This is a genomic window from Aneurinibacillus thermoaerophilus (genome assembly GCF_019603355.1).
GTDB classification, from domain to species: Bacteria; Bacillota; Bacilli; order Aneurinibacillales; family Aneurinibacillaceae; genus Aneurinibacillus; species Aneurinibacillus thermoaerophilus.
The window spans coordinates 1,163,286-1,189,491 of the sequence record NZ_CP080764.1; the positions used below are offsets into that span (position 1 = coordinate 1,163,286).

Annotated in this window: 25 protein-coding genes, 1 riboswitch and 1 other annotated feature; of the genes, 16 read left to right on the forward strand and 9 right to left on the reverse strand. The window is 46.7% G+C overall.

Features of this window, described 5'->3' with window-relative positions; translation table 11 throughout:
• Positions 1-405, reverse strand: coding sequence for an acyl-CoA thioesterase (locus tag K3F53_RS06255; protein ID WP_057899353.1), 405 nt, complete (start codon positions 403-405; stop codon positions 1-3).
• A 602-nt stretch (positions 406-1,007) separates the two neighbouring features.
• Between K3F53_RS06255 and K3F53_RS06260 the strand changes: the two genes are divergently transcribed.
• The 3 genes from K3F53_RS06260 (at position 1,008) to K3F53_RS06270 (ending at position 3,637) form a co-directional block, all read left to right on the forward strand.
• Positions 1,008-1,721 (forward strand): response regulator transcription factor, encoded by a 714-nt coding sequence (locus K3F53_RS06260; RefSeq protein ID WP_057899352.1) that lies wholly within the window; start codon positions 1,008-1,010, stop codon positions 1,719-1,721.
• Positions 1,709-3,166 carry a sensor histidine kinase gene (locus K3F53_RS06265; protein WP_327850969.1) on the forward strand — a complete coding sequence of 486 codons (1,458 nt, stop codon included), beginning with the start codon at positions 1,709-1,711 and terminating at the stop codon, positions 3,164-3,166. Before K3F53_RS06260 ends, K3F53_RS06265 begins: the two co-directional genes overlap by 13 nt.
• 81 nt (positions 3,167-3,247) lie before the next feature.
• Positions 3,248-3,637 (forward strand): hotdog fold thioesterase, encoded by a 390-nt coding sequence (locus K3F53_RS06270; RefSeq protein ID WP_408863292.1) that lies wholly within the window; start codon positions 3,248-3,250, stop codon positions 3,635-3,637.
• A 125-nt stretch (positions 3,638-3,762) separates the two neighbouring features.
• Here the strand turns inward: K3F53_RS06270 and K3F53_RS06275 are convergent, their stop codons facing one another.
• Together K3F53_RS06275 and K3F53_RS06280 are read right to left on the reverse strand one after the other, a co-directional pair.
• Positions 3,763-4,467, reverse strand: coding sequence for a peptidylprolyl isomerase (locus K3F53_RS06275; protein WP_057899351.1), 705 nt, complete (start codon positions 4,465-4,467; stop codon positions 3,763-3,765).
• A gap of 32 nt (positions 4,468-4,499) precedes the next feature.
• Positions 4,500-5,222, reverse strand: a complete 723-nt coding sequence (locus K3F53_RS06280) for an SDR family oxidoreductase (protein WP_175493552.1) — start codon at positions 5,220-5,222, stop codon at positions 4,500-4,502.
• Between the two features lie 144 nt (positions 5,223-5,366).
• On the opposite strand from K3F53_RS06280, the gene K3F53_RS06285 reads away from it, so the two are divergent.
• Entirely contained in the window at positions 5,367-6,494 is a 1,128-nt protein-coding gene (locus tag K3F53_RS06285; RefSeq protein ID WP_057899349.1) for an HAD family hydrolase, read from the forward strand.
• A 198-nt stretch (positions 6,495-6,692) separates the two neighbouring features.
• Here the strand turns inward: K3F53_RS06285 and serA are convergent, their stop codons facing one another.
• On the reverse strand, positions 6,693-8,276 hold the full coding sequence (serA, locus tag K3F53_RS06290; protein WP_220559788.1) for a phosphoglycerate dehydrogenase: 1,584 nt from the start codon (positions 8,274-8,276) through the stop codon (positions 6,693-6,695).
• A 90-nt stretch (positions 8,277-8,366) separates the two neighbouring features.
• Positions 8,367-8,609 (reverse strand) — a binding site (T-box leader).
• A gap of 306 nt (positions 8,610-8,915) precedes the next feature.
• On the opposite strand from serA, the gene K3F53_RS06295 reads away from it, so the two are divergent.
• Positions 8,916-9,356 (forward strand): DUF1284 domain-containing protein, encoded by a 441-nt coding sequence (locus K3F53_RS06295; RefSeq protein WP_057899347.1) that lies wholly within the window; start codon positions 8,916-8,918, stop codon positions 9,354-9,356.
• Between the two features lie 38 nt (positions 9,357-9,394).
• Here the strand turns inward: K3F53_RS06295 and K3F53_RS06300 are convergent, their stop codons facing one another.
• Positions 9,395-9,892: an inorganic diphosphatase gene (locus K3F53_RS06300; protein ID WP_057899346.1), complete on the reverse strand. Its 498-nt coding sequence runs from the start codon at positions 9,890-9,892 to the stop codon at positions 9,395-9,397.
• A 115-nt stretch (positions 9,893-10,007) separates the two neighbouring features.
• On the opposite strand from K3F53_RS06300, the gene K3F53_RS06305 reads away from it, so the two are divergent.
• Positions 10,008-10,802 carry a DUF92 domain-containing protein gene (locus K3F53_RS06305; protein ID WP_057899345.1) on the forward strand — a complete coding sequence of 265 codons (795 nt, stop codon included), beginning with the start codon at positions 10,008-10,010 and terminating at the stop codon, positions 10,800-10,802.
• Positions 10,803-11,330: 528 nt separating this feature from the next.
• Here the strand turns inward: K3F53_RS06305 and K3F53_RS06310 are convergent.
• Both K3F53_RS06310 and K3F53_RS06315 read right to left on the reverse strand, forming a co-directional pair.
• Positions 11,331-12,302, reverse strand: coding sequence for a magnesium transporter CorA family protein (locus tag K3F53_RS06310; RefSeq protein ID WP_057899344.1), 972 nt, complete (start codon positions 12,300-12,302; stop codon positions 11,331-11,333).
• Positions 12,303-12,439: 137 nt separating this feature from the next.
• Positions 12,440-12,607, reverse strand: a riboswitch (M-box (ykoK) riboswitch).
• Positions 12,608-12,891: 284 nt separating this feature from the next.
• Complete coding sequence (locus K3F53_RS06315) at positions 12,892-13,101, reverse strand: ferredoxin (RefSeq protein WP_057900372.1); 210 nt, start codon at positions 13,099-13,101, stop codon at positions 12,892-12,894.
• 208 nt (positions 13,102-13,309) lie between these two features.
• Between K3F53_RS06315 and K3F53_RS06320 the strand changes: the two genes are divergently transcribed.
• The 6 genes from K3F53_RS06320 (at position 13,310) to K3F53_RS06345 (ending at position 20,077) form a co-directional block, all read left to right on the forward strand.
• A complete protein-coding gene (locus K3F53_RS06320) occupies positions 13,310-14,380 on the forward strand; it encodes a YpbB family protein (protein ID WP_057899342.1) in 1,071 nt (356 codons plus the stop codon).
• A 6-nt stretch (positions 14,381-14,386) separates the two neighbouring features.
• Positions 14,387-15,994, forward strand: coding sequence for a RecQ family ATP-dependent DNA helicase (locus tag K3F53_RS06325; protein ID WP_057899341.1), 1,608 nt, complete (start codon positions 14,387-14,389; stop codon positions 15,992-15,994).
• Entirely contained in the window at positions 15,966-16,619 is a 654-nt protein-coding gene (locus K3F53_RS06330; protein ID WP_175493551.1) for a CPBP family intramembrane glutamic endopeptidase, read from the forward strand. Before K3F53_RS06325 ends, K3F53_RS06330 begins: the two co-directional genes overlap by 29 nt.
• Positions 16,606-17,331: a LysM peptidoglycan-binding domain-containing protein gene (locus K3F53_RS06335; RefSeq protein WP_057899339.1), complete on the forward strand. Its 726-nt coding sequence runs from the start codon at positions 16,606-16,608 to the stop codon at positions 17,329-17,331. Before K3F53_RS06330 ends, K3F53_RS06335 begins: the two co-directional genes overlap by 14 nt.
• Before the next feature lie 114 nt (positions 17,332-17,445).
• The gene (locus K3F53_RS06340) at positions 17,446-19,113 is read left to right on the forward strand and encodes a DNA repair helicase XPB (RefSeq protein ID WP_220559797.1); all 1,668 of its coding nucleotides are present in this window, start codon (positions 17,446-17,448) and stop codon (positions 19,111-19,113) included.
• A gap of 61 nt (positions 19,114-19,174) precedes the next feature.
• On the forward strand, positions 19,175-20,077 hold the full coding sequence (locus K3F53_RS06345) for an NAD(P)/FAD-dependent oxidoreductase (protein WP_220559807.1): 903 nt from the start codon (positions 19,175-19,177) through the stop codon (positions 20,075-20,077).
• 155 nt (positions 20,078-20,232) lie between these two features.
• Here K3F53_RS06345 and K3F53_RS06350 read toward each other — a convergent pair whose 3' ends face one another.
• Positions 20,233-21,360: an alpha/beta fold hydrolase gene (locus K3F53_RS06350; RefSeq protein ID WP_057900371.1), complete on the reverse strand. Its 1,128-nt coding sequence runs from the start codon at positions 21,358-21,360 to the stop codon at positions 20,233-20,235.
• A gap of 303 nt (positions 21,361-21,663) precedes the next feature.
• Between K3F53_RS06350 and K3F53_RS06355 the strand changes: the two genes are divergently transcribed.
• The 4 genes from K3F53_RS06355 (at position 21,664) to K3F53_RS06365 (ending at position 23,625) form a co-directional block, all read left to right on the forward strand.
• Positions 21,664-22,464: a GTP diphosphokinase gene (locus K3F53_RS06355; RefSeq protein WP_057899336.1), complete on the forward strand. Its 801-nt coding sequence runs from the start codon at positions 21,664-21,666 to the stop codon at positions 22,462-22,464.
• A complete protein-coding gene (locus tag K3F53_RS19880) occupies positions 22,464-22,670 on the forward strand; it encodes a helix-turn-helix domain-containing protein (RefSeq protein ID WP_082706048.1) in 207 nt (68 codons plus the stop codon). Before K3F53_RS06355 ends, K3F53_RS19880 begins: the two co-directional genes overlap by 1 nt.
• A gap of 54 nt (positions 22,671-22,724) precedes the next feature.
• Positions 22,725-22,859: a hypothetical protein gene (locus K3F53_RS19615; protein WP_257721572.1), complete on the forward strand. Its 135-nt coding sequence runs from the start codon at positions 22,725-22,727 to the stop codon at positions 22,857-22,859.
• A gap of 169 nt (positions 22,860-23,028) precedes the next feature.
• Positions 23,029-23,625 carry a genetic competence negative regulator gene (locus tag K3F53_RS06365; RefSeq protein ID WP_057899335.1) on the forward strand — a complete coding sequence of 199 codons (597 nt, stop codon included), beginning with the start codon at positions 23,029-23,031 and terminating at the stop codon, positions 23,623-23,625.
• Positions 23,626-23,739: 114 nt separating this feature from the next.
• On the opposite strand, the gene ptsG is transcribed toward K3F53_RS06365, so the two are convergent.
• Positions 23,740-25,776: a glucose-specific PTS transporter subunit IIBC gene (gene ptsG / locus K3F53_RS06370; protein WP_220559825.1), complete on the reverse strand. Its 2,037-nt coding sequence runs from the start codon at positions 25,774-25,776 to the stop codon at positions 23,740-23,742.
• Positions 25,777-26,206: the final 430 nt, after the last annotated feature.

The window sequence follows — 26,206 nt, forward strand, 5'->3', positions numbered from 1 at the left end:
TCAGGAAGCGGAGCGGTCGAACAGGCGGGCCAGTTTTGTTGGAACCGGACGGCTTTTGCGGGTCTTGCTGTCCATGGTTACGCTTGTGACCAATGCATCCGCGACGAGCTCGCCGCGCTGGTTATGTATTTCCTGTTTCAGGACATAACTGGTTCGGCCGAGCCGTTCCGGCTTGGTCGTAATCGTTAGGCGATCGTTTTGCAGGCACTCTTTGCGGTAGTTAATATTAATATTAACCGTTACGGTCTGGATTCCCATCTCAAGAAACGTATCATAGGGCAGTTCGGCTTGTTCATACCATTCTTCCCGTCCCCATTCCAGATACTCAAGATATTTGGCATTGTTAACGTGGCCATTCACATCGATTTCGGTTGAACGTACTACAATTTCAAGCGAAGCTTCCATCCATTTTCCTCCCATTTGTAAACGTTTTTTCTTCTATCTTACCTTTTCTCAAAAGCTGTGCCAACCTGGGTTTTGTATATGGGTTAGATGATAAGAACATAAATTGATCATATTTTTATCAAAAAAAGTTCTTATCTGCTTCACGAGCTTGTTACATTTTTCTTGTAAAGTAAAAAGCGTTGGGAGGTGAGAAACGGAGCATCAACGGACGGTATGCTGCTTCATTAACGATCAATCGTGGGAAATGACATCAAAAGACCAATAAACGAGCAAAACGCCTGTACAATACCACAGCAAATAAATGCCGTCTATTTATAATACGAAAGTTTATAATCATTACTTTAAAGTTTCCATAAAAAATAAAATATAAGCTTCACGCTTCTTCTTCCTAAAATAACCGGTACAAATGTACCGGTTATTTTAATTTTAGAAATCGCTTCCTTTATCCTGGACACTCGGTACATGTTGCATGCGAATTTTATAAACAAACGCTGCGAACTTACAAACAGAAAGCGAAAAATATGGTATACTAATAAAATAGCAACGATTGCGGAGCCGGATTCCGCCTGATTTTTTGCATGCGGAATGGAGGGGAAGAGATAATGAACGGAACAAAAGTACTTGTTGCTGATGATGATACGAATGTGCTGGAGATTATTCGCCTCTACTTCTCACAGCAGCAAATTGATTTGATAGAAGCGCATGATGGAAGCGAGGCGGTTGCGCTTGCGGAGCGCGAGAAACCGGACGCTATTATCCTGGACGTAATGATGCCGAAGATGGATGGGTATCAGGCGTGCCGTGAAATTCGCAAGACTATGGACACGCCGATTATTATGCTTTCTGCTAAAGGAGAAGAATTCGACCGGGTGCTTGGACTGGAATTGGGAGCGGATGATTATGTAACCAAGCCGTTTAGCCCGCGTGAACTTGTAGCACGGATTAAAGCAATTTTTCGCCGGATGCAGCCACGGACAAATGAGGAGAAAGAAGCGGAGTCAGCAAACGTGCTTCAGTTTCAGGATCTTCACATTGACTTGCAGGGGCGCCAGGTGACCGTATCGGGCGAAAAAGTAGCTTTTCGTCCGAAAGAGTTTGATTTGCTGGTGTTTCTGGCACGTTCACCGGGAAGCGTGTTTACTCGGGAACAGTTGCTTGAGCGAATCTGGGGCTATGACTTTTTTGGAGATATCCGGACTGTGGACGTACACGTTAAAAAAATTCGCCAGCATTTGGCGAAGTTGCCGTATGAGTGCATTCATACGGTATGGGGGGTCGGTTACAAATTTGAGGTGGAAGCTTCGTGCTCAGCATAGTGAGAGAATGGTTCGGAATTAATAAAAGTATTTTTCGCAAACTCTTGTTCAGCTACATGATTACGATGTTGCTAGGGCTGGGCGCTCTTGGCCTTTCCATGTCAGTGCTGGCCAAAAATTACATATATGATGGAACAAAAGAAGAATTGCTGCGCAAAGCGAAAAAGGTAAACCTTGCCATTCAAAACGATCCGATGCCGTCCGATCAGACGACGGCGATGCTCGCTTTTTTAGATCAGACATTCGATACGCGTATTTGGGTGTTTGACCGCCACGGGCGAATTATTTCCACTTCGACGCAGGATGAGGTGTTTATTGGTAAATCGGTAGCCCGTTCGATTGTTGAGCAGGTCATGCAGGGTAAGGACGTGGTTCAGGATTTGAAATTTGAAGGGCTCAGCAAGCCGATGCTGTCCGTCGTCGTGCCATGGGGACAGAAGAATGAAGTGTTTGGGGGCATTGTGCTGCATGCGCCGGTAGAAGGCATTGATGAGACAGTCGGCAACATGCGGGAAATGATTGTATGGGCAACGCTTTTCGGTATTTTGCTATCGACGGCGATGGTTTCTTATCTTTCCTGGACAATTTCCCGCCCGTTGAAGCGGATTGACGAAGTAGCGCTGGAGATTGAACGCGGGAACTACAAACAGCGGGTAGCGGTAACGACCGAGGATGAAATCGGTGATTTGGCGCGGACGATCAATCGGATGGCCAGTACGCTGGAACAAGTGGAAGTGGAGAGAGTAGACTTCGAACAGACACGTCAGGATTTCTTGGCGAATGTTTCACACGAATTGAGGACACCGCTGACCGCGATGCAAGGCTTTCTGGAAGCGTTGCAGGATGGTCTTGTCACCGACGAAACGTCACGGCAGAAGTATTATGATGTCATGTATAAAGAAACGATGCACATGAGCCGATTGGTCAATGATTTGCTGGAACTTGTACGCCTGGAAAAACAGGAGGTCAACCTTGTGAAGCGGCCGATTGATATGAATTCGTTTTTGAATCGGCTCGTATTTGCTTTTAAAGAAGAAGCGGCCAAACGCAACCTCGATTTACGACTGGAAGTGGTTGATCCGCTGCCGACGATCATTGCTGATCCGTACCGTGTTGAGCAGATTTTTACGAATTTAATCGGCAACGCTTTAAAATTTACGGAGCAGGGACATATCAAGCTTGCGGCACGGGAAAAGGCCGACGGCATTGAAGTGACGGTGGAAGATACGGGCATCGGCATTTCTCAACATGATCTTGATTTTATATGGGAGCGTTTTTTCAAGGTGGATCGGGTACGTTCCCGCAGAGAAGCGGGGACAGGGCTTGGTCTTGCGATTGTCAAAGAACTGGTTGAACTTCATCATGGAAATATTCGCGTAGAAAGTAAGATAGGGGAAGGGACACGCTTTGTCGTATGGCTCCCTTCGGAGAAAAAAGTAGGATAGGCTGCGTTGCTAAAGGAGATGTTGGTGCCTCGGAATGATGGAGCGCGCAAACGTGAAAAAATGAGGGAGGGTATGGAAGGCATGGATATACAGGGTACGCTTGTAGAAGTGCTGGGAATTGAGATAAAAGAAATGACACCAGAACGTGTGGTGGCAACGATGCCGGTGAACAAAACGGTGCATCAGCCGTTTGGACTGTTGCACGGAGGCGCTTCAGTTGTCCTTGCGGAAACGGTGGCCAGCATGGGCACATGGAGTGCAATCGACCAAGAGAATGAAATGGCGGTCGGACTTGAGATTAATGCCAACCACGTGCGCCCGAAGCGGGACGGGCTCGTTACGGCAGTAGCTACGCCGCTCCATAAGGGACGGACAACGATGGTATGGGATATTAAGATTACTGACGAAGAGGATAAACTCATTTGCGTTTCCCGCTGTACTGTAGCGATTGTGAAGAAGAAAAAGGTGTAAGCAAATTAAAAAAATGCGCCTCTTTTTCCGTGCGTTTTGTTGACTGGCTGCCAAGAGGGAGTAGCCAGAAGCGCGCGGCAAGAAGAGGCGCATGTATTGTCATGTGCTGTTACAATAGCGAGAAGTTATTTTTCTTCAATCGTAATGGTCTTGATAAATACATTTTCTTTCGGAAAGCTAGGTGTAGGTTCCTTGTGTATGCCTTGCTCAACAGGTGTATTAGCGATCGCTTCCACAACATCTATACCTGCAATCACTTTTCCGAAAATCGTGTAATAAGGTTGCGTATTTAATGTTTCTACTCCAGCACCGCTCCCGATGAAGAATTGGCTTCCATTCGTATTCGGTCTGGAATTTGCCATCGCCACAATCCCTTTTTCATATTTATGCTTGGAAGATAATTCATCTTCGAACTGATAGCCTGGACCCCCGGCCCCGATTTGAGGATTATTTTTTAGATTTTGGACATTCCCTTTTGCTTGCGGATCGCCAACCTGGATAACAAAATCTTTGACGATCCTATGAAAGATAATGCCATCATAAAATTTTTCGCGCGCCAGAAATACGAAGTTGTTCACTGTTTTTGGCGCATCTTTGGCGAATAGTTCAATAGAGAATGAGCCTTTGTTCGTGTCCACATGTGCGATGTATGTTTTGTTCGGGTCAATTTGCATTGCTGGCGGCTTGTCCCACTGTTGGAATGCTCGTTTGTCTGCCTTCTGCGCAGGGGCGGCGTTTTGCTGGTCGTTGCTTTGCTGCTGTGAGCAGGCAGTTATGCTCAAGCCGGCGGCAAGCATAAGTGCAAGCAGAAAAACTCCTTTTTTCTTCATGTTTTTCCCTCAGCCTTTTTTGTTGTATTCCCTTATTTTTGGTATTCTTTCGGCACAACCGGACGCATAATCACCTGGTTCATAATAACGCCTTCCGGTGCGGCTGCCATCTGGTACGCGATATATGCTACTTCTTCCGGTTTGAGCGCATAGGATTTGGGGTCGCTCTGCCCGAAGTATGTTTGCACCGAACCCGGACAGATGACAGATACTTTAATATTGTGCGGCTTTAGCTCTTGCGTTAAAACGTCCGTGAACGCCATCAGACCGAATTTGGACGTGCAGTAACCGCCGCCGCCCGGGAACGTAACCGTGCCGGCCACGCTGGAAATATTGATAATGTGGCCGCTTTGCTGCTTAAGCAGGTGGGGCACTACATACTTGGTACAGAGGAACACGCCTTTCAGGTTCACATTCATCATTTCATCCCACTGCGTTTCTGTCAATTCGTGAATCGGGCCGAAATGGCCAAGTCCGGCGTTATTGATCAATACATCGATCCGTTCTTTTTCACGGACAATTTGGCTAATAAGCCGTTGCACCGCTTCGCTGTCGGTTACGTCGCACGGTGAAGCGATGATGTTGCCACCTTTCGTCTTAGCTTTTTCCGCCAGTTTGTGCAGTAACTCTTCGCTGCGCGCAATGGCATATACGGTGGCGCCTTTTTCCGCGAACAGCAGGCACATAGCCTGGCCAATGCCCTTGCTTGCGCCGGTAATGAGTACAACTTTGTTATGTAAGGATTGAAATTCCATAAGCTCAGCCTCCTTTTTTTTCATTTTATCATACTTTACTTTATCACCGGAAAATTTGCGGAAAAAGGCGATTATTTTGCTTAAAATATGTTAAAATGTTCGTGTTGGGTCGATTACAATGTTAGAGGAGCTGGAGAAGAAGAAATGTTTCGTACCATTTTATTTGATGTTGACGGTGTTTTACTAAGCGAGGAGCGCTACTTCGACGCTTCCGCGCTGACGGTATGGGAGATGCTGTATAGCCCGAAATATTTGGGGCTTTCCGGTGACACGTTTGAGCCGGCGCCGGAGGAGGGTACGATCCGCCGCGTGCGCAAGGAAGTGTTTGATGATGATAAAGTGTTAAATTTCATAAAAACAAGAGGTATTAACGCCAACTGGGATATGGTCTATCTTGTGTTCTCCTACGAGTTGGTGCGTTTGCTGGCGGAGTTGCATAAGACGAAGTCCGCAGAAGTGGAGACGATCTTAACATCGCAAATTCATCGTGAAGCGATCGCCAAAGTGCAAGAGATGGCGAAAGGCGTAGAATTTAAAGTGGACTACGCGTCCTTCGTTGCAGACTTCGAAAAAAGCACGGCAGAAAAACAGGCGCTGCTTCTTTATTTGAACGATTTGGTTCGTGAGAAAACAGGGATTGAGACGGACATTTTCTCGCGCAATAGTGAATTGTGGGATCTTTGTCAAGAGACGTTCCAGGAATGGTATCTCGGTGACCGCTTGGTAGCCCAATCGATCGGTCGTCCAGCGTATCAAGAAGGCAAACGCGGATTTCTTGATGACGAGATTCCGATTGTAGAACCAAAGAAAATGGCGAAAGTGCTAGCCGAATTGAAAAACCGCGGCTATGTGCTCGGCATCGGCACCGGTCGTCCGCGCATCGAAACGGTGGAACCGCTCAAAACGATGGGATTGCTTCAATATTTTGATGAAAACCGTGTGGTGACCGCAAGTGATGTACTGGAGGCAGAGAAGCGTTATCCGGAGCGCGCGCCGCTCGCCAAGCCACAACCGTATTGCTACATTAAGGGCATGCTTGGCATGGATGCGCATGATGAGGAATGCTTCAACCTTGCGCTGCCGATTGAAAACGGGGAAGAAATTTTAGTTGTGGGCGATTCGGTCGCTGACTATATGGCTGCCCGCAGCATCGGCTGTAAGTTTGCCGCCACGCTGACCGGCCTGACGGGACAGGAAGCTCGCGCCAAATTTGAAGAATTGAAAGCTGATTATATTCTGGATGATATGACGCACATTTTAACGATTTTATAATTATGGTGAAGTGAAAGGCGGGCGCACGGGGCGGAGTGCCCGCTTTTTTTGGTGGATAAGAAAGCATATGTTGTTGTAAAGTAAGAAAGCGGCTGTCCTGCTTCCACAAGGAAGCGGGACAGCCGCCTTTGTATCACTGCGGGCACATCTTATAACTTTCAAGACAGGCCGAGAGAAACCAGCCTGTCTTGAAACGGCTTATAGTTCGAGTTGCGTTACGCTTGTAATCTCATTTAGTTCACCTAGCGTGTCCAGTACGTTCGGACTTACTTCCTTGTCGACAGTTAGAAGCATGATGGCTTGGCCGCCTACATCGCGACGTCCTACCTGCATGGTTGCGATGTTCACATCGTTGTCGCCAAGGATGGTACCTACGCGGCCAATGGCACCCGGACGGTCATTGTGATGGACAAGCAGCAGGTGTCCTTGCGGAACGAGGTCGATGGAATAGCCGTCAATTTTAACGATGCGCGGACCGTAGCCATTCAGCAGTGTACCGGACACGGTTCGTTCTTCCTGGCTCGTTTTCAGCGTAACTGTAATCAGGTTGCTGAATCCACTGCTGTATGTTGATTTTTGCTCAGTTACATGAATGTCACGGTTTTTCGCAAGAATCGGTGCGTTTACATAGTTTGCGGCCGAGCCGAGATGATAGGACAGAATGCCTTTCAGCGTCGTGCGCGTCAGAGCCGCCGTATCAATATCATTCAGCTCGCCGGAATAAGTAATGATTACTTCTTTCAAGCCGCCGACCGCAATCTGTGCGATAAAGGAACCGAGTTTTTCGTTCAGTTCAAAGTACGGCTTTACTTTTTCCATGACATTGGCCGGAATAGACGGTAGGTTCACCGCGTTTTTAAATGGCTCGTCATGTAGAATATGCAGAATTTCTTCAGATACGTCGATGGCAACGTTCTCCTGCGCTTCGACGGTAGACGCCCCAAGGTGCGGCGTCACAATGACTTGTGGCAATTTCAACAGCGGATTGTCCACGGGCGGTTCTTGTTCGAATACGTCGATGGCGGCGCCGGCAACCTTGCCACTTACAATCGCTTCATACAGCGCTTTTTCGCTGATAATTCCGCCGCGGGCACAGTTAATGATGCGTACGCCGTCCTTCATTTTTTCAAATTGTTTCGTATTAATGAGATATTTTGTATCTTTTGTCAATGGAGTGTGGACTGTAATGAAATCGGCTTGCGTAATCACATCATCGAGCGTGCCGAATTTAACGCCCAATTTGTCGGCACGTTCTTGAGTCAGGAACGGATCGTATGCGATCACGCTCATATTAAACGCTTTAGCACGTTTTGCTACTTCAGCGCCAATTCGTCCCAGACCGATGATGCCCAGCACTTTTTTGTTCAATTCTACGCCCGTGAACGACTTGCGATCCCATTCGCCTTCTACCAGTTTTTTGTATGCTGGTGGAATACGGCGAGCCAAAGCCATAATCATTGCAAAAGTATGTTCTGCCGTAGAAATCGTATTTCCGTCCGGCGCATTGATGACAACGATTCCCGCATTTGTTGCAGCTGTCAGGTCGATGTTATCCACTCCAACCCCTGCACGGCCGATTGCTTTTAGTTTTTTACCTGCTTCAATAACAGCGGCCGTTACTTTTGTTTGACTGCGCACAAGCAGCGCGTCATATTCTCCGATAATATCGATCAGTTCCGCTTCGGAGAGTCCTGTCTTGCGGTCAACCTGAACGTCTTCCGCCTCCAGCAATTTTTGAATGCCAAATTCACTTAATGGGTCGCTTACTAATACTTTAAACATGTAATTTACACCTCCGCGGCGCTTGACGCCTTTTCCCCCTAGATATATTTTTGTACTAAAAAAACCTTTCGTGCTCACTACATTCCTGTAGTGAGGGACGAAAGGCTTTGTTTCGCGGTACCACCCTCATTCGCTACTGTCTCGCAACAGCAGCCTCGACCGGTTCTATACACGAGAACCGCAGCTTGTAACGGAGCATCCGTTCAGACCTACTTCTTTCGGTTCAGCCTGACAACTCAGGAGCGCTCAAACGGCAGGGGATTCACCGGTTCGCAGCGACCACCGGCTCTCTGAAGAATCACGTCTGCAGTTCCTCTCCGTCATTGTTGTTTTACGATATTGTTTGTTGTCTGAAAACAATTTATCACGAAAAAAGGATGGAGTCAAGTGTTTTTGGATTAAAAACTTAACATTCTTTATTAAAAAATTATTAATGTTCGGTTTTAGCCCGAATCTTTATTTTTATTCTACCAAGTTGTCGCTAGGATGTAAAGCTGTTTTATATCTCAAGAGTTTAAAAATGTAGAAAGCAAGTTTTATGATATTATTTGTTTCAGACGTGCGAAAATGGTGCCTGCATGATAAAGTTAAAGATAACTCGCAAGCTTTTCTTATTCATCAAAAAAAGGAGAAAGCACAATGGAGATTCGCAAATTGCGCGGCCATCATTTGTTGTGTGTGCACGGGTTTCAAGGCATGGGGTATAGCCCTTCTTTTATCAAGACGATGCGCGAAATGGTAGAATGTATTCGCGACCCGGAATGTGACATCCGGCTGGAAGTAACTATCGGATTTGATGAAGTATGTGGTGCTTGTCCCCATAAAGGACAAACGAAGTGTGAAGCGGGGGAAGATTCCGACCTTCATGTCAGACGGATGGATGCCAAAGTTATCCGCCATCTACATATTGAGCCGGAAAGAACATACAGTAAAAAATGGCTGGTACAGCGTACCGCGCAAATGGTGAAGCCGGATGATCTTGACTTCTTGTGCCTCGGTTGCTCATGGTTGTCTTACGGAGTCTGCAAGGAAGGCATTCGCCGACTCAAGGAAAGATATGGAGACACGGAAAAAGAATAAACTCCCGCTTAGCGGGAGTTTTCGTATGTACATATCGTTTATTTGTTTTCCGTGTAGCGGGCAAGGCATTCGTCAATAAGCTGAGCCGCTTTCTCTGGACCTTCCCAGCCTTCGATTTTCGTTTCTTTGTTTTCTAGGTCTTTATAGCGCTCGAAGAAGTGTGCGATTTCTTTCAATACATGACCTGGAACGTCGTCAAGCGATTTTACGCCATCCCAGCGTGGATCGTCAACAGGTACGCCTAACAGTTTTTCATCTTGGCCTTTGTCATCGGACATAACAAGCACGCCGATGATGCGGGTGGAGATGACACAACCTGGGAATGTCGGGAATGTGGTTAACACAAGCGCATCCAGCGGGTCTCCATCAAGCGCCAGCGTATTTTCTAGATATCCATACTCGGTAGGATAGTGCATTGGGGAGTATAGTACACGATCCAAGCGGAATACGCCTGCTTCTTTATCGTACTCATATTTGTTCTGGCTGCCAGCTGGAATTTCGACGAACACATCAACGACTTTGTTTTCGAATGCCATGAAAATTCCTCCTTTTTGTTCTGGGTTAGCTAGGTTAGTCCAACAAGGGATTCTGCTTCATTATAACAAGTTCTATGTTACAAGAAAAGCGTGTTGTAAGGAGAGAGAAGTAGGAATGAAACTTTTTATTGGATTTGTGGGAAGCCTGTTGATTGCCATAGTAGCATACCGGAAACGTTCGCTGTCGGCGAGCGGAGCTGTGGCTGTAGTAATTATAGGAACACTGATATACGCATTGAGCGATATCAAATGGTATGGTGTGTTGCTTGCATTTTTCATCTCTTCCAGTTTGTTATCGCATCGAAAGAAGGAAGCGAAGCAGGAGGTGGAGAGTTTATTTGCCAAAACTGGCACAAGGGATTTTATGCAAGTGTTTGCAAATGGTGGAGCAGGACTTGTGGCTATCCTTGGTGCATTTATTGCGGCGATGGAAGAAGGGTGGTATGCGTTTTATATCGGTTCGATCGCGGCGGTAACGGCGGATACGTGGGCAACGGAAATTGGTGTGCTGGCGAAAGGAAAGCCGCGCCATATTTTTACATGGCGCAAGGTAGACCCGGGAACGTCCGGTGGGGTGAGCGGGGCGGGACTTGCCGCTTCGTTTGCAGGCGGGACGTTTATTGGAGGCTGTGCCTGTCTGTTTTCCTTGCTTGCGCAAGAAGGGGTGAATGTCCATTATGTAGTGGCGGGAGCTGTAGGAGGTATGATCGGCAGTCTGATTGACAGCGCGGTCGGCGCGGCTTGGCAGCGGATGTACCGCTGTCAGATATGTGGCAAAGAAACGGAACGCAAGCTTCATTGCGGACGGGATACGATTGCAGTGAAAGGATACGCCTGGTGCACGAACGATGCGGTGAACGCGCTGGCGTCTATAGCCGGGGGGCTGACGGCGCTCATCATAACAGGATAAAAAAGAGACCTGCTCTTCGGAGAGAGCAGGTCTGCCGATTTTTCGATGGTTCGTTATTACAAATAAATTACAAAAAGAACCATCGAAAAAAATGTCCAATCCCTTGAGAGAGGAGATTGGACAATCCTCTCTGTGATGAAGCATGTTGCTCCGCTTGTCATTGCCCTGTTAGTGGCGGCGTTTTATCATTTGTTCCTGTTCTTCTTGTGATAGAATACCTACCAAATACAAAAGCTTCACTACTTTTTCGATGCGTCCGGTTTTGCGTGTTTTTTTCATGAAGTACGCCTCCCGGCTGAACCATTTTATTAATTTTATTATACTCAATAGTTTTGACTGCGTGCAACATTTAGTTTTTACTCTATTGTGTTTAACCTTTACCATTCAGTCATTATGCGTTTTACAACATCCTTGATATATCAGTATTTTTTGTCTGTCAGGAAAAACTCTCGGGCGAAAAACGGTATGCCTCACCCAGAGGGTATGCCCTGTGAAGAAGCCCATTTTCAGTTTATGACCATGAGCTTTTTATGACATAAATTTTTTGCGCAAAAACCACCACATCCACCAAGAAAGCATGGACAGAAGTACGAAAATAACCAGTGTGGTATAGGGCGAATCTTGAAACGGGAGCGGTACGTTCATACCGAAAAATCCTGTTATGAAGGTAAGCGGCAGCATAATGGTAGAAATCATGGTCAGGATGTTTAAGTTTTCCGTCGTCTTAGCGCTTACGATAGAATAATACGTATCAAGCGCGCTGTTTACTAAGTCTTTGAACGTTTCGGTCGAGTCGGCGATCCGTTCCAGGTGGTCTTTTAAGTCAATATAGAATGGAATATTCTCTTCTTGAATCGGAAATTGCCAATGACCGTTTATTGTAGCGAATACTCGTTTTTGCGGTAGAATGACGCGGCGGATCAAAATGAGTGTACGCTTAAGCGCGAGGAACTCTTCGGTGACAAGTTCCATATCGTATTCGTACATCTCGTCTTCGATTTCATCAATACGGATGCTTAGCCGGTCAAGAATCGGGAAGTATTCGTCCGTAATGCCGTCAATGATGGAATACAGCAAGTAATCTGCTCCACGGTTCATGTACTCTTTGCTTTTTAAACAGGCGGCCGCAATTCGACCGATGGAAGGCATGGGTCGTTTATGGATGGTTACGATGTAGTTCGGCCCCATAAATACGTTTAGCTCAAGGGTTGTAATCTCTGTGTCGCTTTCCTCATGGTAGCGCAGCGCATGGAATACGAAAAAATAGTAATCTTCGTAATTATCCACTTTTGCGCGCGGACTGTGTTGAAGGCAGTCCTCAATTGCCAGCGGGTGAAAGTTAAACAAATTGGCGATATATTGCAATTCCTGGTTGCTTGTATTAAACAGATCAATCCAGAGCAAGTCTTCGTTGGAATGCAGGAATTCGTTGATTTTATCCAAATCGACATCATGAATCATTTCCTGCTTGGAGTGGTTGTAAAAATACGTTTTAATCAAGAAAATCCCCTCCTTTGCCCTTTAATATATTGATATCATTGAAAGAACAAAAGAAGCCTCTCCCGCGCAAGATGACGCCAGGAGAGGCTTTTGTGCCCACAACAAATAGATGCATGCGAAAAAGCTTCGTATGCTTCCAGTATTCTCCTGGTTGAGCTTCGGCACAGAACAACGTAGAGTCACATGACTCAGCCACCTTAAGTAGAGCCTTAATCCGGCAATACCTGTTCTACCCATTGGCGTCTCTCGACGTTTCCGGGCAGTGGCCTATGTTTGAACTGGAGCCTCGCCTAACGAGAATGCATATGAATCTTTATGACATACTTAGGATATAGACAATTATTGCACTTGTCAATAATCTTTTTAACATCTCCATTTTACATATCTGTTGCAAAACTGGCTGGAGGAAAAGGAGAGAAAGTTTGCTCGTTCAAGAAAATAGCGGGATGAAGCGAGGGATTGAAGAGTTGAGAAGGGATATTAATTAAGATGGTGATAATATGCTGTCCATGAAACCGTGAGAGCCTAACCGGGAAATTGGTCAGGCTCGGATTTACGTTATGAGAGCTTGTTCGATGCAAAAAGCATTTTACTCTTCAACTTTGATTGAATCAGTCGGGCAACCTTCAGCTGCATCGCGAACGTCGTCTTGCAGAATGTCCGGGATTTCAGCTGTATTGGAGTTGTCATCCAATTTGTTGAAAGCCAAGCCTTCATCATCGTAATCGAATACATCAGGAGCGGTTGCGCCACAAGCTCCACAAGCGATACAAGTGTCTTTATCAACCCAAGTTGTCATTCTCTTCTCACCTCCAGAAATTCTGAGAAAAGACGTTGTCCATTTCTCATACCTCATTGTAAACATTGTATTCGTGAATATCAAGATGGTTGAAAAAAAATCGTGAAAGGGCACCAAAAACATCTTTTCTGCTCCACATGGCAGAATGATGGACTATAATTAGATTACAGTAATTACTTACCCGAAATCGGGGGATGAAATTATAACAATGAACATTCAATTTATGGAAGGGCTTTTTCTCCTTGCAGCGTCAAAGTTCCAGGGCGAAAGAACGCCGCAGGCAATCGTACATTTACTGAAAGGGCGGAAAAATAACCAGGTGATTGCAGACGCTGCTTTGTTCGGCGTATCCATGTTGTATGGAGCATTACACGCGTTTTCTGTGGAAGAAGTGAGGAGAATGCTGGACGATTTGATCGCGCGCGGCTGGCTCGGAGTGCGGCCGGGAAAGAAAGCGGGCGTCTTCTGTTTACCGGCCGGCGAAGCCGCACTAATGAAAAGGGAGGCACGCTTCAGATATGAAGCCTGTTGCAGGTCCGTTTCGTCTGTTCATGAAAAAGTGCGTGCCGCACGCTTCTGGAAAAAACTCTCTCTTTTGATTCAGACGTTTTCATATTGGATTGCGGGAGAGACACTGTTTTATCCGGTGGTGGAACAGCGGGAACTTCAGTACGAAGTCAAGCGTGTAATAAAAACGTACCCGGACAAACTTGAGGCGGCACGCCGTATGAAAGAAGAAATGGTACGCTGGATGGAAGGATTGGCAGAAGAAGAGAGGATGCTTCTTTTGCGTCGTTTGAGCGGAAAGGCAAGAGCGGGACTAACGTATCGTCAGCTGGCCAGTATGCTTGATACGGCGGAAGGAGCGGTTGAGATGCACGTGCTTCGCTTGGCTGCCGAACAGTTGCGCCGCCTTAGTTCCGGAGCCTATCCGATGCTTGCAAAGGTAGCTGGAAGCCGTTCCGACGATGCCGCGCTTACGCAAACAGCCCGCTGGACGAAAGCGTTGCTTGCAGCGGGGTTCTCGCTGGAAGAAATTGTTCGTCAGCGTGGTTTGAAGCCCGGTACGATCGAAGATCACATTGTTGAAATTGCCATTGCCGATCCCGCTTTTGATATCCACCCATTTGTTTCTCCAGAGAAAGTGGAACGCATTCATGCGATTGTACGCGAAAAGGGTACAAAAAAAGTTGGGACGATTAAGCGTGAAGCGGGCGATTCTTACAATTATCTTGAAATTCGTCTTGCTTTGGTACGCGCTTCCCAAGGAGGAAGGTGAAACATCGTGAATGCGGCGGTAGACGAAGCATTGCGCACGGCCTTGAAGCGTTATTTTGGGTATGAAGAATTCAGGCCGGGCCAGTTGGAAGTTATGCGTTATCCGTTTGCGGGCGCGAACGCGCTTGGCATTTTAGCGACCGGAGGCGGGAAATCATTGTGTTACCAGCTTCCTGCGCTGGTGCTTCCCGGAATGACGGTCGTTGTTTCGCCGTTAATTTCACTGATGGCGGATCAGGTGCGGAATTTGCGTTGCCGGGGGATTCGGCACGCTGAATATATTAACAGCGCACTTTCTGCGCGAGAACAACGCTGGAAGCTGGCGCAAGTTATCGAGGGAAAAGTGAAAATCCTGTATGTTTCTCCAGAAAAATTGCAGCAAAACGATTTCATGGAGCAACTGGAACGCGTGCCTGTATCGCTGTTTGTAGTCGATGAGGCCCATTGTATTTCACAGTGGGGACACGATTTCCGCACGGATTACCAGCGTTTGCATTCATGTATCTGCAGGTTGGGCGCACCGCCGGTGCTAGCGCTGACGGCAACCGCTACAAGGGCCGTGCAGCAGGATATTTGCCGTGCGCTTTCGATTCCACATGAACATATCGTGCTTACATCGATTAATCGGGAGAATATTTGCTATGATGTTGCATTTTTGGGCGATGAACGGGAGAAGGAAGCAGCGATGTTGGACAAGTTGAGGACGCTTAAAGGACCTGGACTTGTCTATTTCCGCTCCCGAAGCGCGACAGAACGCGCGCACAAGCTGGCGCAGGAGCAGGGGATTGAGCGCTGTGCTGTTTATCATGGCGGTATGGGAGCAGAAGAAAGGTTGTTGATCCAGCAACAATTCCTTGGAAATGAACTGAATGTAATATTTGCGACGAACGCGTTCGGGATGGGCATTGACAAGCCCGATATCCGGTTTGTACTGCATTATCATATGCCTCCTGACATAGAGTCATATTTGCAAGAGGTCGGGCGCGCCGGAAGGGACGGACAATTAAGCTATGCCTGTCTTCTTTTTACACCGGATGACCATATTTTACCCGGCCAGTTGATTGCCGAGGAATATCCGAACGAGGTACAGATTCGAAATTTCTACGATGCTTTGTTCTCTGCTGATAGGCGGATGAAGGGGGTGTCTGAACAAGAGGCGCTTGCGGCATGGGGGCTGGAAGCGCAACAGCTTTCCATTTTGCTGTATCATATGGAACGTCTTGGATTGTTCAGAAGGTTGCGCCGAACAACGAATGGCTGGGAATGGGAAGGCGCAGATTCGCAACCGAAAAGCTTTCAGTCCCTGGCACAGATCGTTTTCCAGCGGCGTGCGGAGAGATACGAAAAGCTAGCAGAAATGCGACGTTGGGTGTCCAGTTCAGAATGTCGACGGCTTACGATTGGACGCTATTTTGCACAGGAGCATCGCGCGGCTTCGGGCAGTTGCTGCGACCGCTGCGGAATCGATATGACCCTTTATCAAGACGGGGAAGAGAGAGACAATATGTTAGAAGAAGCATGGGACTGGAGACAAGAGTTAGATAGTTTGCTTCCGGTTTCTCATGCGAATGGAAGTGACGAAAGATATGGATTCAAGATATACAAATTTAGATAGCCGGACATTGGCTTTAAATGTGTACATATCCCAGGCGATTTTATTTGCGCTCGGTCTTGCCGGGCTGTATTTTTTCTATATTCGCACCGGGGTGGACTGGACGCGTCCTTTTGCTTTGCAGGACGCAGCGGATGTATTCATATACGGCACATTGGCTGCGGTTTTGGTGATCGTCATAGAGGTTATTCTTATTTTGTTTTTGCCGCGTGATATGTTTGATGACGGCGGGCTTAACGAACTGTTGTTCCGTGATTTGTCTGTTGGGCATATTGCCATCGTATGCGCAGTGGTAGCGATAACGGAAGAGTTCTTGTTTCGTGCCGTTATTCAGCCTGGATTAGGAGTTTGGTGGACGAGCGTTTTATTTACACTCGTTCACGTACGCTATATGAAAAAATGGGTAATGATGACAGTGGTATTTGTCATCAGCGTACTGTTCGGCGTACTATTTGAGAAGACGGGAACCGTTTGGACGGTGGTATGGGCTCATTTTTTAGTAGATTTTGTTTTAGGATGCTTTGTGAGAAAAGGATGGTTTCTTGAGCGAAAGGAAGGAATTAGAACCGAAGGGTCGAATACGGAAGACAAGAATACAAACGGGGAGAATGAAGATGTCGATGAATAGGGAAAGACAAACCTCTACTGATCAGGCGGATTCGCTGCGGAAAATAGTGGCACAACAGCAAGGGGCACAGCTGGAAAAAGTGCCGACAGGAACGCTGCCGCCGCGCAGTACGATTCACAAGAAGCCCCCGTTGAATCTTACTCCTTACTATATCGGGGGAACTGTTCTTTTGTTGCTTGTAGCAGTGCTTTGTTTCTGGTGGTATGCGACAAGGAGTGTGCCGTCCGTCGCGCAACCGCGCCCGGAGGTAGGAAGTCAAACGCCTGCAAAGAAGGAATTGACATCTGTATCCGGAACAGCGGTATCCAAGCTGGAACCATCTCAGCAGGCCTCTCAATTTTCAGAGAAGCTTTCCGGTATGCAATCGTCGAAACCGCTGCCGGCTGCGCCGCCGAACGCGAACCAGGCGCCTAAATCCCCTTCTTCAGCGAAGGCGACTCCCGTCAATCCAAGCCAAACGCCGCCGAAAGCCAAGCCTGTGCAAGCAAAGGCAAAAGTGGAAACAGTCCATGCTTCAAAGAGTGCGCCGCCCTACAAAAAAAGACGGCTCCTGAGGCATAGGGTACAGCCGGGCGATACGTTGTACAAAATTTCCGTCATGTATTACGGAACAGGAAAATACCAGTTTTATTTGGCACGGTACAATGGTATCCGCAATACGAACAACGTATATGCGGGTTCAGTGATTAAAGTGCCGCTGCCTCCCCGTTAAAAAACAGACGCTTTTAGGCGCCTGTTTTTTCATTGAGTGGACAATGCCAGCGAGTTTTTCTCATTTTTGGATACACTACAGCGAAGAGGGAACTTTTATATAAGGAGGGACAATATGCCGCATATACGCAATCCGTTGATCGTACAGGCGGATCGTACACTGCTTCTCGAAGTGCGTCATCCGATGTACAGCGAAGTGCGGGATGCGCTTACTCCGTTTGCTGAACTGGTCAAAAGCCCTGATTATATTCACACGTATCGCTTGACGTCGCTTTCACTCTGGAATGCGGCCGCGCTTGGTTTAAGGGCGGAGACAGTACTCAGCGTGCTGAACAAGTACGCGAAATTTCCGGTTCCACCTTCTATCCGGGAAGAAATTACGCGGACGATGGGGCGTTTTGGGCAATTGCAATTGTTCGTGAGGGGCGGCGAGCTTGTGCTTGCGGCCGCCGAGCCGCGGATTATGGAAGAGATTATGAGCTATGTATCCATCGCTACTCTTGTCGGGCGACAGGTAAACGAATGTGAGGTTATAGTCCCGATCGCACAGCGCGGAATGATTAAGCAAACGCTGTTAAAGCTTGGATTTCCGGTGCAGGATATGGCAGGCTACACCGACGGAGAGCGGGTTACAATGGCCTTATGCGAGAAGAGAGGTTTTCAATTGCGGGACTATCAGAGAGCGGCGGTGGACGCGTTTTATGCCGGGGGAAGCGCCTCCGGCGGGAATGGTGTGGTTGTGCTTCCATGCGGTGCCGGCAAAACGTTGGTCGGTATCGATACAATGGTGCGCTTTGGCATGGCGACGCTTGTGCTGACAAGTAGTACTACTTCGGTTAGGCAATGGAAGAACGAAATTTTAGCTCGTACCACGCTTGCAGAAGAACAGGTCGGAACATACACGAGCCAGGAAAAACAGGTGCGCCCGGTTACGATTAGCACATACCAGATGATTACACATCGGGAGCCGGGCTCGGACGATTTTCCGCACTTGTCGCTGTTTCATAAACGCGACTGGGGATTGATTATATATGATGAAGTCCATTTGCTGCCCGCTCCTGTTTTCCGAATGACGGCTGACATTCAGGCTAAGCGCCGCTTGGGATTAACTGCCACGCTGGTGCGCGAAGACGGGCGGGCGGATGATGTATTTAGTTTGATCGGACCGAAAAAGTACGAATTGCCTTGGCGTCAATTGGAGGAACGGGGATTTATTGCGAGCGCAGTATGCATGGAAATTCGGGTGCCCCTTTCCGCTTCGCTGCGCGCAAAGTATACGGATTCTGGTGAGCGGCAGAAATTCCGGATCGCGGCGGAAAATCCGAGTAAAGTACCGGTCGTTAAAGAGGTGCTTAAGCAGCATCAGGGAGAACAGATTTTAGTCATCGGTCATTATGTTTCACAACTGGAAATGGTCGCGCGTGAAATTCAGGCTCCGCTTATTACTGGAAAGACACCGCAGGAAGAACGGGAGAAGCTGTACCGAAGGTTTAGGTGTGGCGATATCCCTACACTTGTTGTGTCGCGCGTCGCCAATTTTGCCGTCGATTTGCCGGATGCGAGCGTAGCGGTGCAAATTTCCGGCACTTTTGGCTCGCGTCAGGAGGAAGCGCAGCGCTTGGGGCGGATTTTGCGTCCGAAAAAGGATGGCCGGATTGTGCATTTTTATTCGCTCGTTTCCGCGAATTCGAAAGAAGAATATTATGCGCATAGAAGACAGATGTTCCTTATCGAACAAGGCTACCAGTATAACTTAAGGATATTAGAATCTTTGCCTTCATAAACCTTCTAAAAATCGCTCGAAATGGGAAGATGTTGTGAATGCGAGAAGGAGAGATGGATGTATGTATGATTGCGCGATCATTGGCGGAGGGATTGCCGGGTTGCAGGCAGCCATTCAACTTGGGCGCTATATGCACCGGGTAGTGGTTATCGACGCGAAAGGTGGACGCTCAACTTTGGCAAGGCGATACGGCAACATTCTCGGGTTTCCCAATGGTGTAAGTGGCAGGGAATTGCGGGAGGCCGGACGGGCGCAGGCGCGGGAGATAGGCGTTGAGTTCATTGAAGGAAGGGTAAGCAGTGCACATAGGAGAGGCAAAAAGTTTGAACTTGTCATCGGCAATAATGAAAAAACTGTATCGGCGAAGCGGCTGCTTATTAGCACGGGGCTTACAGACCGGATTCCGGAAGATATCGAAGGTTTAAAGGAAGCGCTCGGTTTGGCTGTTTACGTTTGTCCGGATTGCGACGGTTACGAAATCCGCGGCTTGCGCACAGCTGTGCTAGGCGCGGGGAATACTGGCGCAGCCATGGCTTGCGTGCTGCGTTACTGGACAGATGATGTGACGTATATTAATCATGAACCGGAGAAAAGCCCCGTTTCGGAGCGCTGGAAAGAAAAATGCACAGAAGCGGGCGTGCGAATGGTGAACGGACCTATTCTTGAGGTGCGAAGCAAGACGGAGGACAAACTATCGGGCGTCCGACTGGCGGACGATCGGATGATTGAAGTAGAAAAAGGATTTATCGCTTTTGGTCATAAAGCTGAGTCTGATATCGCCACTATGCTTGGCGTAGAACGGTTGGAAAACGGACATATTCCGGTGGACGGCAGAACGAAAGTAACAAATATCAAGCATGTATGGGCAGCTGGTGATGTGGCGGCTCATTCCCAAATGCTCTCAGTGGCGATTGGCGACGGTGCCCAGGCGGCGATCTGGATTCATAAGAGCCTGCAGGAATGAGAACAGTTTCTGGATGTATACAAAATTTGGATGCTGATTCTGGCTCGGACTTTAGATTACAAATAAACTCCCTCCACTGCCAATGGCAACGAGGGAGTTTGTTTGCAATCTAAAACGGGACATAAGGTACTCACTTTATATTTCGTTTTTTTATTTTATCCTATTATCCCGCCTTCTTTTCCTTCTAAAAATGCTGCGAGCGGTTCGGCGAATAAATGCGTATCCAGTACTCCCGCCATATGACCGTGCGGACTGTCGATTTCATAGTACGACGCACACCCTCCTTGCCGATTCATGATTTCTACCACATGACGGCTATACTGCGGCGGGAATAACAAATCCGATGTGCACGGAATCATTAATACGCGCGCCTGAATTCGCCCCAGCGCCTCTTCAAGGGAAGCGAACCCACGGGCAATATCATGCATCATTGCGGCACGTGCGGTGTAAATATAATGATTGGCATCATATAAAGCCATACGTTCAGATACCGCTTTTTTAAACTTTTCTGTAAAAGGAGGGGCTTTGTCATAAGTAGAAATAACATCATGTTTCGCGTGGCGTGGAAAAGTTTCATCATACCATTCATAGTGGAAAGCAGCCAGGTGCATTAACTGGAGTCCCAAGCGCAGCCCATCCTCCGGCTCTTCTCCCGTTGCATACTGCCCGTTTTTCCACTTTGGATCAAGCGTAATCGCGTCGATTGCTGACTGCAAATAAGCGAGCGATGTAAGCACAGGTGTCTGCGCACCGCTGATGACCGCGATGCAGGCATCCATCATTTCCGGATAATGAACCGCCCAATTGAGCGCCTGCATTCCACCAGCGGATGGACCAAGCACCGCCACCAGCCGTTCAATGCCAAGCGAACGGATTAGTTCGCGCTGAATGCCTGCCATATCCCGGTAAGTAAAGCTTGGAAACGAAAGGCCATATTTTTCTCCTGTTTTTGGGTTAACTGTACTTGGCCCGGTTGTAATGACATGCGGATTTTTTAACTGGATATTACATAATGTGTCAGAACATATAACAAAGTATTCATTCGTATCGATCGCTTTATCAGGGCCAATGAGTCCATCCCACCAACCTGGTTCTGTATCTTCCGGACTGTATTTTCCAGCCGCATGGCTTGTCGCACTGAAAAAATGACAGACAAGAACCGCGTTGCTTTTTTCAGCGTTTAATTTACCGTATGTTTCAAATCCGATCGTTACCGGAATACTTTCCCCGCATTCTAAGCGGTAACTTTCCAATGAAAATGCCTGCTTTTTTATGTGTTCCATTGTCATGACGCGCAGCTCCTCCTTTTTTTGGCCTGTTCGCCGGTATAATTTTGTCGTCATTTCTATTATTATACAAGAGATGAAAAATAAGGGGACGCATTATAGAACATTTGCTATCCAAGCCGATGTTGCGGAGAAGTTTGGTGTTTTTTCTTATCTCTTATCTTGTTTATATGTAATATTTTGGTTTTTCCTCTTGTATAGTAGGGTATAGAAAAATACAGGCAAATTCACGATTTCATTTTGAGAAGAGTATGGTAAAATACAGAAGGATAGCGGCAGTTGAAGGGGGAAGACAATCTGGTGGATGACAGAAGCTGGGAAGAGTTCCTCATTCCTTACGAACAGGCAGTTGAGGAATTGAAAGTAAAATTTAGAGGTATTCGCAAAGAATTAAAAAAGAAAAATGAATATTCACCGATTGAATTCGTAACAGGTCGTATCAAAAAAATCTCAAGCATTCTAGAAAAGGCGCAAAAGCTTGGAATTCCGATGGACCGTCTGGAAGAAGTAGAGGATATTACAGGTATCCGGATCATGTGCCAATTTGTACAGGATATTGATCGTGTGGTAGAGCTTGTTCGCCAACGTAACGGCAAAGATATGACCATCGTCTACGAAAAAGACTATATAAAAAACCAGAAGCCGAGCGGCTATCGCAGCTATCATATTATCATTAAGTATCCTGTGCATACATCACAGGGTGAAAAAGAAATATTGGCCGAAATCCAAATACGAACGCTGGCGATGAATTTCTGGGCAACCATAGAGCATTCGTTAAACTATAAGTACGAAGGTAATATTCCCGAAGATATCAAAGAAAGGTTGCGAACAACAGCCGAAGCGGCGTATTTACTTGATACGGAGATGTCGGAAATCCGTGACGAAATCCGAGATGCTCAGCAAATGTTCGAATACAAATCAAATATCGTCTCTCGCATTTTGCAGGGGATTCAAAGTTTGTATCAGCGCGGGTTTGTGGTGGAAGCGACAGAGTTTCAAAACCAGTTCCGCCGGATGCGGGCGCGGGGTGATGTGGTAGAGCTCAGGCAGCTTTCCCGCACCATTCAGGCAAAGTTGCAAGAAGTCGAAACACTCGACTGATGTCGGGTGTTTTTTATCGTATTATCGGATGTTCCCGATTCGTGTTCAACCATTTCCTCGCTTTGTGGAATGATGCCTTGGCCGATGTATCATGGTCGGAATTTCGCCGGATGCTGGAATACAAAGTGGAATGGTACGGACGTACAATCAACAGTGGTGGGAGTGTTCAATTTTTGATAAAAGAATATAGAAAAGAGGGGAGATGATCATACTAAAAAGAAATACATTTTTATGCATACATATAGGAAGGTGGGTAGGCAATGAACCGCGATGAAAGGAAAGAGTATTGTGAAGACGAACCGAATTCGTACGGCGCGGGCATGCTTGTTTCGTTTATCATCGGAGCGCTTATTGCTATCGCAATGGTGTGGGGGATTTCGCGGCTAGAATTATGAAATTCTAGCCTTGCGTTTATGTCTCTGTCTCATATTTTTTCTTCTCCCACCTTGTACCTTGCTTTCACTCCATGTTATCATTAAAAAAGTCGCATAATATTTTTGAACAAAAGAGGATCATGCAACGTATTGTAATACTACCACCGAATTTGCGGAGGGAGGGGTCATAATGCGCGTTGAACGTCTGAATCAGGATAAAATAAGAATCTTTTTAACATTCGATGACCTGATGGAACGAGGAATTGAAAAGGATGATATGTGGCGTGACATTCCAAAAGTGCACGAACTTTTCAATGATATGATGAATCAGGCTCAAGACGAAGTGGGGTTTACGGTTAATGGACCCGTGGCAGTCGAAGTATTCTCCCTGCCGGCCCAGGGTATGGTTGTTATTGTAACGCGCGGCAAGACCGAGGTACATGATGACATGGATGATATGGACTACGATGACATATATGAAATGCAGGTCACATTGGAAGAAAGTGAAGATATTGTGTATGTATTTCAGGACTTCGAGCATTTGATTGCGCTTGCGCATCGCGTTAACGCCAAATTGATTGACGGCGGCAGCGCGTACGCGTACAACGGGCGCTATTACCTTGTGTTCGAAGAAATCGATCTACCTCGAGATGAATACAATGATTTCATAGCTTTGCTATCGGAGTACGGCGAAGCTTCCACCCTAACTAAGCACGTCTTACAAGAATACGGAAAAGTAATTGTAGATGGAGATGCGGTGAAAGTTTTCTGCCGATATTTCAGCTGATTGTGCATAAAAAGCGAAGCGCATGGCATGTTTCCATGCGCTTTTCTTATCTTTATAAAAATAATGAAGGCTGGCACTATTTGTAGGTGCCAGCCAAGTTTTTATACAGTAAGATTATTTTGTAAGTTTAACGGCATTTTTCTCGCCGCGTTTTACGTGCGAGCCAGGTGTCACGATAACTTTTTCACCGGAAAGGTTTGTGAAAATAATCGGTGTAATCGTTGACGGTACTTTGCCTTTGATTTCATTTAAGTTTACACGAAGCAAAGGTTGTCCGGCTTTGACTTTCGCACCCTGTTCCACAAGCGCTTCAAAGCCTTCTCCTTGCAATTTGACCGTGTCGATTCCGAAGTGAATCAGAACTTCGCGACCATTGTCAGCCAGAAGGCCGACCGCATGCTTCGTCGGGAATAGCGTAGTAACCGTTCCGTCTATCGGTGATACGACTTCTCCGTTATCCGGCTCAATCGCGAAACCATCGCCCATCATTTTTTGTGAGAAGACTTGATCAGGTACATCTTTCAGGTCTACCACTTTCCCATCGATTGGCATAATAAATGCAGCTTCTGTGTTTTCGCCCGATAGTGACGCATCTACAGGAAGTGGCGCTACTTCTTCTACATAAACAGGTTCTGTTGGGATTTTACCTGCCATTATATCCTTAATTTGTTCTTTCAACTGGTCGGACTTTGGACCGAAGATGGCTTGAATGTTATTGCCAACTTCGAGTACGCCAGCCGCACCAAGTTGCTTTAGTTTTTCCTTGTCCACTTTTTTAATGTCATTCACAGATACGCGTAAGCGTGTAATGCATGCATCTAAATGCTTGATGTTTTCTTTTCCACCAAGTCCTGCCAATACGCCAGTCGCAAAACGATTTGCGGATGCGTTCTCTTGATTGGTTGTTTCTTCTCCTTCACGTCCGGGTGTTTTTAAATTCCATTTGCGAATGGCAATACGGAACCCGAAGTAGTAAATGACAGAGAATACAAGACCTACCGGAATGACTAACCACCAGTCAGTGCGATTTTGGATAATCCCAAGCAGGATATAGTCAATGACACCTCCGGAGAATGTTAGCCCGATTTTTACATTCAGGAGATGCATAACCATGAATGAAAGACCGGCAAACACTGCATGTATCGCAAACAAAACAGGGGCAACAAATAAGAATGTAAACTCGATTGGCTCTGTAATCCCTGTTAGAAATGACGTTAGTGCCGCAGAACTTAAAATACCACCAACGAGTGCGCGTTTCTCAGGACGCGCTTCATGGTACATTGCCAGTGCGGCGGCCGGAAGTCCGAACATCATGAAGGGGAATTTTCCTGTCATGAATGTACCGGCTGTAAGTTCTACACCGTCTTTCAATTGAGCGAAGAAGATTTTTTGATCCCCATGAACGACCTGGCCCGCTTTGTCCACATATTCACCGAATTCGAACCAGAACGGTGCATAGAAAATATGATGGAGTCCGAATGGAATTAAAGAACGCTCAATTAGACCGAAAACAAAGGCTGCGAGTGTTCGATTCGAATCGATCATGCTGTGCGAGAATGTGTTCAGTGCATTTTGAATCGGCGGCCATACAAAAATCATGATAATGCCCAGCACAAGAGTGGAAGCAGCTGTCACAATTGGTACAAAGCGTTTTCCGGCAAAGAATCCTAAAAATTGGGGGAGTTCAATGTTGGAGTATTTTTTATACATAAAGGCAGCCAACAGACCGATGATAATTCCACCGAATACGCCAGTTTGTAAGGTAGGAATACCCATCACCATGGCATACCCTTTGCTTTGTGTTATTGTTTCAGGCGTTACATTTAGGAGAACCCCCATTGTCTTGTTCATGACTAGAAAACCGATAATGGCAGCGATTCCGGCTACGCCTTCACCGCCTGCCAGGCCAACGGCAACACCAACGGCAAAAAGCAGGGCCAAATTGCCGAAGATAACATCTCCAGCTTGCTCCATCACCTTGAAAACCATCTGGAAGGCTGGTGATGCTAAGAATGTAAGCCTTTCCAATAATGACGGATTTTGCAGTGCGTTACCGAGACCTAGCAAAATACCGGCAGCAGGCAAAATGGCAACAGGAAGCATGAGTGATTTACCAACTTGTTGCAATACGCCAAAAGCCTTCTTAAACATGCTTATGTTCCTCCTTTTCCTTTACACGGATGCCACCACGCAAAAAAGGGCATGAGCAATAGAAAGTAGGTAGAATATACAGATACTGTTCTATAAAAAAACAGTGATATATTCTACATGCTTTCCATTACTCATGCCTGGTCGAACACAGTAACACGTCATGGATCGTGTAAATGATTTTTAGTGTGAAGTTTTTGAATCCGTTTTCAAAAGCGAACTCGGGCGCTTTATGAAAAATAATATAGTACAGGCTTTCTTTTTTTGCAATTACTTTTTAATGTAATTGACGTAATTGACAGATTTTACGTATAAACTTTATAGTAAACATGTATTATCATTTATAGGAAATTTATCCATGAACGTGGGGTGAAAAACATATAAGAGGGATAAAGTAAGTCTCGTTATAATTGTGGGAGACAGGAAAAAGAAA

Bases quoted from the DNA above. Each gene is read 5' to 3' on its own strand.
- K3F53_RS06255 (WP_057899353.1), bottom strand. From the start codon at position 405: ATGGAAGCTTCGCTTGAAATTGTAGTACGTTCAACCGAAATCGATGTG.
- K3F53_RS06260 (WP_057899352.1), top strand. From the start codon at position 1,008: ATGAACGGAACAAAAGTACTTGTTGCTGATGATGATACGAATGTGCTG.
- K3F53_RS06270 (WP_408863292.1), top strand. From the start codon at position 3,248: ATGGATATACAGGGTACGCTTGTAGAAGTGCTGGGAATTGAGATAAAA.
- K3F53_RS06275 (WP_057899351.1), bottom strand. From the start codon at position 4,467: ATGAAGAAAAAAGGAGTTTTTCTGCTTGCACTTATGCTTGCCGCCGGC.
- K3F53_RS06280 (WP_175493552.1), bottom strand. From the start codon at position 5,222: ATGGAATTTCAATCCTTACATAACAAAGTTGTACTCATTACCGGCGCA.
- K3F53_RS06285 (WP_057899349.1), top strand. From the start codon at position 5,367: ATGTTTCGTACCATTTTATTTGATGTTGACGGTGTTTTACTAAGCGAG.
- serA (WP_220559788.1), bottom strand. From the start codon at position 8,276: ATGTTTAAAGTATTAGTAAGCGACCCATTAAGTGAATTTGGCATTCAA.
- K3F53_RS06295 (WP_057899347.1), top strand. From the start codon at position 8,916: ATGGAGATTCGCAAATTGCGCGGCCATCATTTGTTGTGTGTGCACGGG.
- K3F53_RS06300 (WP_057899346.1), bottom strand. From the start codon at position 9,892: ATGGCATTCGAAAACAAAGTCGTTGATGTGTTCGTCGAAATTCCAGCT.
- K3F53_RS06305 (WP_057899345.1), top strand. From the start codon at position 10,008: ATGAAACTTTTTATTGGATTTGTGGGAAGCCTGTTGATTGCCATAGTA.
- K3F53_RS06315 (WP_057900372.1), bottom strand. From the start codon at position 13,101: ATGACAACTTGGGTTGATAAAGACACTTGTATCGCTTGTGGAGCTTGT.
- K3F53_RS06320 (WP_057899342.1), top strand. From the start codon at position 13,310: ATGAACATTCAATTTATGGAAGGGCTTTTTCTCCTTGCAGCGTCAAAG.
- K3F53_RS06330 (WP_175493551.1), top strand. From the start codon at position 15,966: ATGGATTCAAGATATACAAATTTAGATAGCCGGACATTGGCTTTAAAT.
- K3F53_RS06335 (WP_057899339.1), top strand. From the start codon at position 16,606: ATGTCGATGAATAGGGAAAGACAAACCTCTACTGATCAGGCGGATTCG.
- K3F53_RS06340 (WP_220559797.1), top strand. From the start codon at position 17,446: ATGCCGCATATACGCAATCCGTTGATCGTACAGGCGGATCGTACACTG.
- K3F53_RS06345 (WP_220559807.1), top strand. From the start codon at position 19,175: ATGTATGATTGCGCGATCATTGGCGGAGGGATTGCCGGGTTGCAGGCA.
- K3F53_RS06350 (WP_057900371.1), bottom strand. From the start codon at position 21,360: ATGGAACACATAAAAAAGCAGGCATTTTCATTGGAAAGTTACCGCTTA.
- K3F53_RS19880 (WP_082706048.1), top strand. From the start codon at position 22,464: ATGTCGGGTGTTTTTTATCGTATTATCGGATGTTCCCGATTCGTGTTC.
- K3F53_RS19615 (WP_257721572.1), top strand. From the start codon at position 22,725: ATGAACCGCGATGAAAGGAAAGAGTATTGTGAAGACGAACCGAATTCG.
- K3F53_RS06365 (WP_057899335.1), top strand. From the start codon at position 23,029: ATGCGCGTTGAACGTCTGAATCAGGATAAAATAAGAATCTTTTTAACA.
- ptsG (WP_220559825.1), bottom strand. From the start codon at position 25,776: ATGTTTAAGAAGGCTTTTGGCGTATTGCAACAAGTTGGTAAATCACTC.